General features: G+C 31.7%; 11 protein-coding genes, 7 tRNA genes and 1 riboswitch. Of the genes, 1 reads left to right on the top strand and 17 read right to left on the bottom strand.

All coding sequences use genetic code 11. From position 1 onward, the window contains the following. Window positions 1-243: 243 nt before the first annotated feature. The 9 genes from metK to ACJDTP_RS07745 form a co-directional block, all read right to left on the bottom strand. On the bottom strand, window positions 244-1,419 hold the full coding sequence (gene metK / locus ACJDTP_RS07785) for a methionine adenosyltransferase (protein ID WP_077839670.1): 1,176 nt from the start codon (window positions 1,417-1,419) through the stop codon (window positions 244-246). 236 nt (window positions 1,420-1,655) lie between these two features. Beyond that, a riboswitch (SAM riboswitch) is annotated at window positions 1,656-1,752 on the bottom strand. A gap of 135 nt (window positions 1,753-1,887) precedes the next feature. Further along, window positions 1,888-1,972 (bottom strand) — tRNA-Tyr (locus tag ACJDTP_RS07780). 12 nt (window positions 1,973-1,984) lie between these two features. Beyond that, window positions 1,985-2,059 (bottom strand) — tRNA-Thr (locus ACJDTP_RS07775). 30 nt (window positions 2,060-2,089) lie between these two features. Next, window positions 2,090-2,165 (bottom strand) — tRNA-Val (locus tag ACJDTP_RS07770). Window positions 2,166-2,174: 9 nt separating this feature from the next. After that, window positions 2,175-2,259, bottom strand: a tRNA-Tyr gene (locus ACJDTP_RS07765). 12 nt (window positions 2,260-2,271) lie between these two features. Continuing rightward, window positions 2,272-2,346 (bottom strand) — tRNA-Thr (locus tag ACJDTP_RS07760). Between the two features lie 31 nt (window positions 2,347-2,377). Next, window positions 2,378-2,453, bottom strand: a tRNA-Val gene (locus tag ACJDTP_RS07755). 9 nt (window positions 2,454-2,462) lie between these two features. Further along, window positions 2,463-2,547, bottom strand: a tRNA-Tyr gene (locus ACJDTP_RS07750). 159 nt (window positions 2,548-2,706) lie between these two features. Then, window positions 2,707-3,111, bottom strand: a complete 405-nt coding sequence (locus ACJDTP_RS07745) for a hypothetical protein (RefSeq protein WP_077842703.1) — start codon at window positions 3,109-3,111, stop codon at window positions 2,707-2,709. A gap of 100 nt (window positions 3,112-3,211) precedes the next feature. Here ACJDTP_RS07745 and yyaC point away from each other — a divergent pair, with 100 nt between their 5' ends. Then, a complete protein-coding gene (gene yyaC, locus ACJDTP_RS07740; RefSeq protein WP_077842704.1) occupies window positions 3,212-3,748 on the top strand; it encodes a spore protease YyaC in 537 nt (178 codons plus the stop codon). Window positions 3,749-3,815: 67 nt separating this feature from the next. Here the strand turns inward: yyaC and mreB are convergent, their stop codons facing one another. The 8 genes from mreB to atpD all read right to left on the bottom strand — a co-directional run bounded on the left by mreB (window position 3,816) and on the right by atpD (window position 11,919). Further along, window positions 3,816-4,850, bottom strand: a complete 1,035-nt coding sequence (gene mreB, locus ACJDTP_RS07735; protein ID WP_011967774.1) for a rod shape-determining protein — start codon at window positions 4,848-4,850, stop codon at window positions 3,816-3,818. A gap of 79 nt (window positions 4,851-4,929) precedes the next feature. Continuing rightward, window positions 4,930-5,184 carry a sporulation transcriptional regulator SpoIIID gene (gene spoIIID / locus ACJDTP_RS07730; RefSeq protein ID WP_011967773.1) on the bottom strand — a complete coding sequence of 85 codons (255 nt, stop codon included), beginning with the start codon at window positions 5,182-5,184 and terminating at the stop codon, window positions 4,930-4,932. Between the two features lie 105 nt (window positions 5,185-5,289). Next, window positions 5,290-6,027 (bottom strand): M23 family metallopeptidase, encoded by a 738-nt coding sequence (locus tag ACJDTP_RS07725; protein WP_168982701.1) that lies wholly within the window; start codon window positions 6,025-6,027, stop codon window positions 5,290-5,292. Window positions 6,028-6,467: 440 nt separating this feature from the next. Continuing rightward, complete coding sequence (gene spoIID / locus ACJDTP_RS07720) at window positions 6,468-7,526, bottom strand: stage II sporulation protein D (RefSeq protein WP_078115797.1); 1,059 nt, start codon at window positions 7,524-7,526, stop codon at window positions 6,468-6,470. 289 nt (window positions 7,527-7,815) lie between these two features. Continuing rightward, window positions 7,816-9,078: a UDP-N-acetylglucosamine 1-carboxyvinyltransferase gene (gene murA / locus ACJDTP_RS07715; protein ID WP_406760871.1), complete on the bottom strand. Its 1,263-nt coding sequence runs from the start codon at window positions 9,076-9,078 to the stop codon at window positions 7,816-7,818. Window positions 9,079-9,239: 161 nt separating this feature from the next. After that, window positions 9,240-9,890, bottom strand: coding sequence for a hypothetical protein (locus ACJDTP_RS07710; protein ID WP_077837984.1), 651 nt, complete (start codon window positions 9,888-9,890; stop codon window positions 9,240-9,242). 214 nt (window positions 9,891-10,104) lie between these two features. Further along, entirely contained in the window at window positions 10,105-10,512 is a 408-nt protein-coding gene (atpC, locus tag ACJDTP_RS07705; protein ID WP_077837985.1) for an ATP synthase F1 subunit epsilon, read from the bottom strand. Window positions 10,513-10,527: 15 nt separating this feature from the next. After that, window positions 10,528-11,919 carry a F0F1 ATP synthase subunit beta gene (gene atpD, locus ACJDTP_RS07700; RefSeq protein ID WP_077837986.1) on the bottom strand — a complete coding sequence of 464 codons (1,392 nt, stop codon included), beginning with the start codon at window positions 11,917-11,919 and terminating at the stop codon, window positions 10,528-10,530. Window positions 11,920-11,926 lie beyond the last annotated feature (7 nt).

The following is an 11,926-nucleotide window of genomic DNA, read 5'->3' as shown; positions in this document are numbered from 1 at the left end:
CTAAAATTAAAATTTAGCGTCAGATTTAACTTTAATTTTTTCTTATAATTATATCATAAATATTTATAGCAATTTAAAACTAATCATTTATAGCTCATAATCTTTTCCTATTCTTGCCTATATATAATTATAAATTTCTCCATAATAAAAAGCCGTCTATATTTAAGACGACTTTTTACCATTCTACAAAAACTTTTATTATATATATAAATATTGATAATAAAAATTTATTTAAGAATTATCTTATAGATTTTTTCTTATTTCATCTACTTTATTTAATTGTTCCCATGGCAAGTTAAGATCATTTCTTCCAAAATGTCCATATGCAGCAGTTTGCTTATAGATAGGTCTTCTTAAGTCAAGATCTCTAATTATAGCTCCTGGTCTTAAATCAAATACCTTTTCTACTACTTCAACAATCTTATCTTCATCTACTTTTCCTGTTCCAAATGTTTCAACTTCAATTGAAACTGGCTTTGCAACACCAATTGCATATGCTAATTGAATTTCTAGCTTATCTGCAACACCAGCTGCAACTAAATTCTTAGCAACCCATCTTGCAGCATATGCAGCTGATCTATCAACTTTAGTTGGATCTTTACCTGAGAAAGCTCCACCACCGTGTCTGCCATATCCACCATAAGTATCAACTATTATCTTTCTTCCTGTTAATCCTGAATCCCCTTGAGGTCCTCCAACAACGAATCTTCCAGTTGGATTTATGAAATATCTTGTCTCACTGTCCAATAATTCTGCTGGTACAACAGCATCTATAACAAACTTCTTAAGATCTTCCTGAATTTGCTCTAAAGTAACTTTCTCATCATGTTGTGTTGATATAACTATAGTATCAATTCTCTTTGGCACATTATCTTCATATTCAACTGTTACTTGAGTCTTACCATCTGGTCTTAAGTAACTTAATGTACCATTCTTTCTTACCTCTGTAAGTCTTCTTGATAATTTATGAGCCATATATACTGGAAGCGGCATAAAATCTTCAGTTTCATTAGTTGCAAAACCAAACATCATTCCTTGGTCTCCAGCACCAACTGCTTCTACTTCATCTTTTTCACCTTTTTTTGACTCAAATGCTTCATCTACACCCATAGCTATATCTGCAGATTGTTCATCTATCGATGTAAGAACTGAACATGTATCACAGTCAAATCCAAATTTTGCTCTATCATATCCAATTTCTCTTACTGTTTCTCTAACTACCTTAGGAATGTCAACATAACAATTTGTTGTTATCTCTCCCATTACCATAACCATACCTGTTGTTGTGCAAGTTTCACAAGCAACTCTAGCCATTGGATCTTTAGATAGAATAGCGTCTAGTATAGCATCTGAAATTTGGTCACACATTTTATCAGGATGTCCCTCTGTAACTGATTCTGAAGTAAATAATCTTCTCATATCTTTTCTCTCCTTAGATTTAAATATTATAATTATCTTCACGAATAAAATTATTTTATTAAAAACTATACATAGTTTTATAGAATAGTACTCGTTTATAAAAACTTTACCTTATTTAAATACAATAAATAATAGTTAAACTATTTTATTAATTGTTTCTTTTATAATTTAAGCATGCGCAAACTTAAAAAAATAAAAAAGCTCTTCGATAAGAAGAGCGCAATTTAGCAATCATTTTCTTATCTTGTAGAAACTCTACAGGAATTGGCACCTTATATAATACAGGTTGCCGGGTTTCACAGGGCCCTTTCCCTCCACCTCTCTTGATAAGAGTAACATAATTCAATTTTCAAAAGTATTTTATCATATGCGGTACAATTAGTCAACATTATGAATCTACTTTTTCCATCATTTATTTTTCATTTTAAATAAAAAATAAAAAAGAATAAACTTAAGTTTATTCTTTATTGGTGGAGGAAGATGGATTCGAACCATCGAAACGAAACGTAACAGATTTACAGTCTGCCCCCTTTGGCCTCTCGGGAATTCCTCCGCATTATTTTATTGGAGCTGGCAATAGGAATCGAACCTACAACCTGCTGATTACAAGTCAGCTGCTCTACCGTTGAGCCATGCCAGCATATATTAATTAAATTTAGCATTTTTATAATGGTGGGCACAACAGGGCTCGAACCTGTGACCCCCTGCTTGTAAGGCAGGTGCTCTCCCAGCTGAGCTATGCGCCCATTATAAATTGGTGGAGGAAGATGGATTCGAACCATCGAAACGAAACGTAACAGATTTACAGTCTGCCCCCTTTGGCCTCTCGGGAATTCCTCCGTATTATTTTATTGGAGCTGGCAATAGGAATCGAACCTACAACCTGCTGATTACAAGTCAGCTGCTCTACCGTTGAGCCATGCCAGCATATATTAATTAGATTTAGCATTTTTTATAATGGTGGGCACAACAGGGCTCGAACCTGTGACCCCCTGCTTGTAAGGCAGGTGCTCTCCCAGCTGAGCTATGCGCCCATTATAAATTGGTGGAGGAAGATGGATTCGAACCATCGAAACGAAACGTAACAGATTTACAGTCTGCCCCCTTTGGCCTCTCGGGAATTCCTCCGTATTTATTTTTTATATCTTGTTGCCTCATTTGTCGGTCAACAATGATTAGTATATCGGTAAAGCGATTTTATTTCAACTCCAATATACACCCATATGGATAATTTAAATTCATATTGCTCTCATTTTCTACAATATACTCTCATTTAATATAGTAATCTTAATTATTTTTTATTCTTTTGTTAATCTCTTGTATATCTAAAAAGGAAGATGATATTTCTTGAATTTTCTTATAATCTTCTGTTGTTAATCTCTTTTTTAAGAGACTAAATATTTCTATTAGGCTTTCATTATCATTAGTATCCTCATAATATTCTTTTATTTTACCTATATCAAATGCAGATAATTTTTTTATTATCTTTTCAAGTTCCTTTTTATTATCTGTAGATAATTGACTTAACGCCTTTTCCTTATTCATTTTATATAATGGCTTCGAATATGAAACATTTTCTTGTACAACAACTTCTTTTGCAGAATTTTCATCTTGCGGTTGCCAATATAACAGAAAATACATATTTATTATTATTGTAGGAACTAAAACTAAATATATTAAAACTTTTTTCATAGGCACCTCCTCATTTACTATTAATTTCCAAAAAATATTTTTTTATACTATCTTCTGTTAATTACTCATATATATATTTTATAAAGGAGGTATATGTCCCTTGAGCAAGCCAGATATTAAACTTGATCCTAAATTTTATTATGATTTAGCTTTAGAAGTTAAAAAATTTATATCAAAAGACACCATAATAGTTTGTATTGGTACTGACAAATGTATTGGGGATTGCTTAGGTCCTCTAGTTGGATCTATACTCACAGAAAACTTTTTCCCTTTACCTGTTTATGGAACTTTATCTTCTCCAATTCATGCTTTGAACATAGATGAACGTTTAAATGAAATATATAGTAATCACCCTAATGCATCAATAATTGGTGTTGATGCCTGCTTAGGTGACGAAGATGATATTGGTGAAATTCGTATAAGGGACTATGCCATACATCCTGGTAAAGGAGTCGGAAAAGAACTTCCTGAGGTAGGAATTGCATCAGTTATAGGCATTGTAGACTCTAGTGATAATGCTGAATTCTTTTTTTCACGGAGCATAAGACTCTCATTCATTATGGATATGGCTAAAATTATATCTAAAATATTTATTGATGCCTATAGTTTAAGTCACGGAAAATATCCTAAAATTTAAGCATTTTATAGTCAACCAAATAAATAGCAGTCAGTAGTAAAATTACTAATGACTGCTATTTATAAAGCTATTCTATAAGAACTATTTGCTGAGAATTAACTTGACTATCTAATTTGTCTATATAATTAAGCACTTTACCTGTACCATTTGCAACACATTCAACTGAATTCTCAGCTATAGTTGCTACTACGCCAGTCTTAAACTCTATAAGTTTATCTAACCCATGTATTAAAGCTCCCCCACCGGTCATTAATATTCCTCTTTCGATTATATCCGAGGCTAATTCAGGCGGTGTTCTTTCTAATACCTTTTTTACAGTATCAACTATTATTTCCACAGGTTCTTTTATTGCATTTCGGATTTCTTCTGTTGTAATTTCTATTTCATCTGGTAATCCTGTAATGAGGTTTCTACCTTTCATCATACAAGTTAGATTTCTAGAGTTTTTAAATGCTGATCCAATATTTATTTTTAAATCTTCAGCTGTTTTCTCACCTATCATTAATTTATATTCATTACGTACATATTTTATTATGGCTTCATCGAACTTGTCTCCTGCTACTTTTATTGACTCTCTTTCTACCACTCCACCTAATGAAATAACAGCGATATCACAAGTACCTCCGCCAATATCCACTACCATACATCCATTCGGCTTGGTAATATCTAATCCTGCTCCAATGGCTGCTGCTAGCGGTTCCTCAATTAAATGGACTGTTTTTGCTCCTGAATTCATAGCTGCATCAATAACAGCTCTCTTTTCTACTTCTGTAGCTTGAGATGGTACACAAACAATTACTTTAGGTGCACTTATACTTCTTTTTCCGCACGCTTTTTTTATAAATTCCTTTAGCATTTTTTGTGTTATATCGTAATCAGAAATCACTCCATCTCTTAATGGTCTTACTGCAACAATATTTCCTGGGGTTCTGCCTATCATTTTTCTTGCTTCTTCCCCTATAGCCAACAATTTATTATTATTTTTATTTATAGCTACAACAGAGGGCTCTTTTAATATTACCCCTTTACCTTTTACGTAAACTAGTACAGTTGCCGTTCCTAAGTCAATTGCGAGGTCTATCCCCGTTCTCCAAAAGCACATTTTTTATTCACTCCTATAATACATATTAATACCTATATTTACATAATTCTACTAATAATATATTATAGACTTAATCCTACTAAGATTCAATAATTTTATACTTCATTTGTGTAGCTTTTCCACCTCTAATATGTCGTTCAGCCTTATTTAATTCCAAAATAGAATGAGTTTCTTGAGCAATTTCTGGGTTAATTTTTAACAATCTCTCTGTCATATCTTTATGGATTGTACTCTTGCTAACACCAAAAACCTTAGCTGTTTTTCTTATTGTAGCTTTTGAATCTATGATATATCTTGCAACATCTAAAACTCTTTCTTCAATATAGTCTTTCAAAATACCACTTCCTTGATTTTATCATTTTATTGTCATTTATTTTTTGATTTATTAGTCATTTATTTCAATGAAAAACAAATGACTAATATATATTTTCATAAAATTTTATTTAGATTTTAAATTAAAATATTTTTCTGGATTAACTTGTTCTCCATTAGCATCAATTACTTGTAAATTTAAAAATTCACCAAATACATCTTTACTAAATACCTTTGCGCTATCTCCTACTTTTGCAATAACTTGATTTGCTTTAACCTTATCTCCTTTTTTTACTGATAAGTTTGCATCAAGATTTCCATATCTTGTCTTTAGGCCATTAGCATGTTTAATTTCTACCACAACACCTTCTTCAACACCAGTATTTTCTGCAACTTCCACAACACCATCTGCTGCTGCCTTTACTTCTGATCCTACTGTTGATTGTAGATTTATACCTCTAATAGTTCTGAAAACTCCTTCTTCCATCTTAACTGGTGCAGGATAAGTATATTTTCTACTTTCTACTCCATCTATAGGATTTACAAATGTTACTGTATTATTTGTAGATACTGATGCAGCCTTTTCTGTTTTTGTTTTATCTGCATTATCTTTATTACTATTATTTTGAACATTCTCTACTCTTTCAGCATTTTGAACTGAATTATTAGAATTTCCTTCATTTCCAGAATTCATTGTTAGATCTTTATTTACGTCTTCTGTTTTATTAACTTGGTTTTTGCTGTTGAGCATTTTATAAGAGATAGTTCCAACAGTTACTACAATACAGAGACATAGGAATAAGGCGATATAAAATCCCTCCTTCCTAAATAAGTTTTTAAGTTTTTCTTTTAAATTTTTGTCCAATATGAACACCTCCAATTGTTATAGTTCCCTTTTTATGAAAAATAATACATAAATTTGCTTTTTTATCATGCATTATTTACATTTAAAGGCATTTTAAAATTATTTTTACAAGTGTATATCTAGTGTTAAAAAGTACATATAATTTAATTATTAAACAATAGATATATCCATCAGGGATTTAGACCCTAATTTAAGAAGTTCTACTTTATAATTTCTGTTTTAAGTAGTGATGTTCTAAATTATGTCCATCTCCACTTTTTTTAAACATAGATATACAAAAATTCAATTAATTGGAGTATATAATCCATGCTAAGTTATAGACAAAAATAGAAAAAGATACTTGCTATAAAAAAATAAACAAGTATCCTCTTTACATTTATTCAATTGTTTATATAAAGGTATGCCAAACCTATGTCTAAGTTAACGTAAATACTCTCTCCTTAGTTGTAATTTATTTCTTGGATTTCGACTCCGCTATAGTAATGTTTAAGAATTTCATCATACTTCGATCCACTCTTTGCCATCGCATTAGCTCCCCATTGGCTCATCCCTACACCGTGGCCATAACCCTTACAGTTGACTTTTACAGAATCTTGTTGAAAGTCTAATGTGAAATTGGTCGAATTCAAATTGAACAATGTCCTAAATTCAGTTCCTTTAACAGTCTCATTCCCTATTTTTATTTCTTTTACACTTCCAGCTTCTGTAAAGCTTAATATCTTAATTAATGATGATAAATTACTTTTATTAGCATTAACACCTTTATATCTAGAATTAATTTTATCTATAAAATCGTTTATAGGAATTTGTGTGCTTGTCTTATATTTAGGTGCAATTTCTTCACCCTTACTATCCTCTGATTTTAAATATGGTACATCCATAGAAAATACATCTTTTGCATCTTCTGTTTTTCCAGAGCTAGTTGCAAAAAATTGAGGGTATTCCAACACTGAACCATCATAGGTAAGAACTTGCCCTTTTGTATCCAGAACTGCTTTTTGTATCTTCTCCCAATTACTTTCAGCTTCACTTTTACTCCATTTAGAGATTCTCTCATCCTTACTCATGTATACTTGGCAGTGGGTTGTATCACAAATTTCAGCTCCTTTCTCTTTTTCTTCTTTATTAGGGTTATTTCTTTTACTCATATAAAATGTTCTTGCTGCAACAGCTTGAGCCTTCAAAGCTTCTTCCTCAAAATTAGCTGGTACTTCACTCGCAACTACTCCCATTACATACTCTTCCAAATCTATTTCCTCAACTCTATCTTCTGACCTATGATATAGCTTAACTTTACCATTAGAGGGAAATGTTATTTTTGAACTCTTCATTATATCTTTGTCTCTCAAGTTAAACGAATCAATCTTCCCTTTGCCATTTTCTAAGAAAGCTATTGGTAATGCTATTAATATAGTAAAAATGATCAAAGTCATAGCTGCAATTATTTTCACATTATTGCTAATCTTTATACTTGTAGTCCTCGCATTAATTATCTTCATATTCTACCTCCTAAAGCCTGCACTCTAAAGTATATTGTCTTAGCCTAATAATTATGTTAACTTTAAACTACTCAAATTTAGATAAACCATAACTTTCTTAATTGATCTTTCCTATAACTCACCCGCAGATTTTACTGGAATATAAATTCCTAAAGAATAAAAAAAGCATAATTAGGGATAGGTAATTAAATTTCATGTAAATTCTTCTATAAAATTTACACGAAAAATTTTTATACCTTGTTCATAACTACGAACCCTAATTATGCATATACATAATTCATATCTTAATCTATATATTTATTCTATATATTTCTGCTCCTAAACTCCTAAACTTTTCTTCAATACTTACATATCCTCTATCAATATGATAAACATCATTTACCACTGTTTCACCATCTGCTACTAATCCACTTAGTATCATCGCTGCCCCAGCCCTTAAATCAGTTGCTTTAACTTCACAACCTGTAAGTTTTGGCCTGCCTTCAATTATAGCAGTTCTTCCATCAATCTTGATGTTAGCTCCCATCCTCTGCAATTCAGCAACATGCATAAATCTATTTTCGAAAACTGTTTCTGTAATAACACTAACTCCCTCAACAATAGATAATAAACTCATCATTTGAGCTTGCATATCTGTTGGAAATCCTGGATAAGGAAGTGTTTTGATATCCAATGGCTTCTTACTTCCCCTTCCATCTACTACAATGGAATGATCTTTGTAATTGCTGAATCCTATACCACATTCTCTTAATTTTTCTATTACAGGTCTTAAATGCTCTTCATTTACTCCATTTATTTTTATTTTACTATTTGTAATAGCTGCTGCTATCATGAATGTTCCTGCTTCTATTCTATCATATATAGGTGTATAACTAATTCCTTTTAGATTTTTAACACCAGTTATAGTTATCTTTCCAAATCCTGCTCCTTCTATTTTAGCCCCCATCTTATTTAAGAATTGTGCTAAATCCCAGATCTCTGGTTCTTCCGCTGCATTCTCTATTATAGTTGTTCCTTCAGCAGAGACCGATGCCATCATAATATTTTCAGTTGCGCCAACAGATGGAAAATCAAGGTAAATCCTGTTACCCACCATTTTCTTTGCTATCACCTCTACAAACCCATGACCTATTACAACATCTGCTCCAAGTAATTTAAACCCTTTAAGGTGCAAATCAATTGGTCTGCTTCCTATGTTACATCCGCCTGGTAATGATAATTTACAATATCCAAATCTAGCAAGCATAGGTCCCATAATTAAAAATGATGCTCTCATTTTTCTCATAAGTTCTTCATTAGCATCCATTTCTACTATATTTTTTGTATTTATCGTCAATCTATCATTTACGTTTGAAATATTAACGTCACAGTTTAGTTCGCTTAATAATTTACAAATAACCTCAACATCTTCTAACTTAGGTGCATTATCAATAATTATAGGCTCTGGGCACAATATAGTTGCCGCAATTATTGGTAAAATTGAATTTTTTGCACAACTTATATTAACTTCCCCTCTCAGTTCTTTTACACCTTTAACCACTATTTTCTCCATATTATCCTCCATAATGAATTGTTAAGCATATGAAAAATAACTGTCCAAAATATTACATATACTCTGCTTTAGATAAATCCAATAAGATTTCGCTAATAAACAAATCTATATTATACCCAAAGCAAAATAAAGGTTATATTGAAAAGCTTTTTCAATATGTCTTAATATGTTGTAAATATTATTGGCGTACCAATTATTATATGTGAACCAGTATCATAATCAACTAATGCAAAATTAATTTTTTCTCCATCGTTCAAATAACCTGTTGCTGAGTATCCATTACTGATTTTCATAAGTTGTGCCTTCCTTATGTTATATTCACTGACTAATCCATTTGTAAAATAATCACTATCTAATCCTTTTTCTTTACCTTCATAGTAAAGAAAATATTGCGTATTTTCTAATTTTGAATTTTCAATATTCTTAAGTATGTTTTTCAAATACTTTGTCCCATATTTAGGATTCTTGTTCGTTAATATAATTTCAACATAACTATATACATCTTCACGCCATATTTTTATATTAATATCCAAATCACTGTTAAACGCTTCAAACTCATCATTCCCATCATCCTTATAAGAGAAATTCATATTTGTGGGTAAACTTTCTTTTATTCTATACCCTTCATCTGCAATATTATTTTTCGTCCTATACTGAAGTTTTACACCATTTTCCTGAAACTCACTTATATCTTTCACTTTCATTTCTAAAGTATTGAATGAATTTTGAGCGCTGACTATATCGCTGGAAATAGCACCTATATTAAAAAAAGATAATAATATAAAAATTACTATACTCATTTTTATATTCATATTAAGCCCCCCTTAATTTATCTTCTTAATTATGGCCATCTCCTTTAACTTTTATTCTCTTTTCTATCCAGCTATATAATATATAATATAAATTTCTTAAAATTTTGTGATAGATTGTCAATATCTAGAATAAAAAATAATAAAAAATAAAGTGTAGCATCTTTATACGGTATTTACCTATATAAAAGATGGTACACTTTAATTTATAGTAATATTATCTATTAGATTTTTTTAGAGCTAATCTTTGCTTTGCCCTAAAGAATGCTGCTTCTGCTCTTCCTCTATTGTAGTTTTCTGAGTTTTTTAGTCTATCTTCTGCTCTTCTAAGAGCTCGTTCCGCTCTTTCTTCATCAATATCTTCCTCAAACTCAGCAGCATCACTACTTATAACCATTTCGTTATTATTAACCTGAACAAGTGACTTAGAAATAAATAACTCTTCATCATTTCCCTTAGCATCTTTGAATTTCGCGATGCAAGGTATCGTAGTAGATATTAGACTTTGATGATTTGCAAGTACTTGAAATTCTCCATCTGCACTTTTTAAAGTTACTTTTTCTACTTGATCATTATAAACTTCACGACCAGGTGTTATAATTTTTAGTAAAAAGGTATTAGCCATAATTGCTCATCCCCTTTATCCTAATTTTTTTGCTTTTTCTATAACATCATCTATAGTTCCTGCAAATAAGAAAGCTGATTCTGGTAACTCATCGTATTTACCTTCAAGAATTTCTTTAAATCCTCTTACTGTTTCTTTTACTGGAACATACTTACCTTTTAATCCTGTAAATTGTTCACCAACTGTAAATGGTTGAGATAAGAATCTTTGAATTCTTCTTGCTCTAGCCACGATAGCCTTATCTTCATCCCCTAATTCGTCAACACCTAAGATAGCTATGATATCTTGTAATTGCTTATACTTTTCAAGAACGTGTTTAACATCAGCTGCTACTTTATAGTGCTCTTCTCCAACAATTCTTGGATCAAGGATTCTTGAAGTTGATTCTAATGGATCAACAGCTGGATATATACCAAGTTCCGCAATACCTCTAGATAAAACTGTTGTTGCATCTAAATGCGCAAATGTTGTTGCTGGAGCTGGGTCTGTTAAGTCATCAGCTGGAACATATACAGCTTGAACTGACGTAATAGAACCGTTAACTGTTGATGTAATTCTTTCCTGAAGTGCACCCATTTCAGTTGCAAGTGTTGGCTGATATCCAACCGCTGAAGGTGTTCTTCCAAGTAATGCTGAAACCTCTGAACCTGCTTGAGTATATCTGAATATATTATCTATGAATAATAACACATCTTGACCTTTATCTCTAAAGTACTCTGCCATAGTAAGACCTGTTAATGCAACTCTCATTCTGGCACCTGGTGGCTCATTCATTTGTCCAAATACTAATGCTGTCTTATCAATAACTCCTGACTCTCTCATTTCATGATATAAGTCATTACCTTCTCTTGATCTTTCACCAACTCCAGTAAATACTGATAAACCACCATGTTGTTTAGCTATATTGTTTATTAATTCTTGGATTAAAACTGTTTTACCAACTCCAGCTCCTCCAAATAGACCTATCTTACCACCTCTTTGATATGGTGCAAGTAAGTCTACTACCTTGATTCCTGTTTCAAACATTTCAGGCTCAACTGATTGATCTTTAAAGCTTGGTGCTGGTCTATGAATTGGATATTCTTGTTTTACTTCAATATCTCCACACTTATCAATAGGCTTTCCTAAAACATTAAATAATCTTCCTAATACTTCTTCTCCTACTGGAACAGAAATAGGTGCTCCTGTATCAACAGCATCCATTCCCCTCTTTAATCCTTCTGTAGCTGACATAGCTATTGTTCTAACTATATCGTCTCCAACGTGTTGTTCAACTTCTGCTACTAATTCATAATCTCCCGCCTTAATAACAATGGCATTATATAAATCTGGGAGAGAATCTGAATCAAACTTTATATCTATTACCGGTCCAATTACTTGAACTACTTTTCCCATCTTTCCAGGCATAAGATAC

Origin of the sequence: Candidatus Clostridium helianthi, assembly GCF_045310795.1 — a bacterium.
GTDB lineage: Bacteria > Bacillota > Clostridia > Clostridiales > Clostridiaceae > Clostridium > Clostridium helianthi.
The sequence above is the reverse complement of the archived record's forward strand: the minus strand, read 5'-3'. Positions and strand labels throughout refer to the sequence as shown.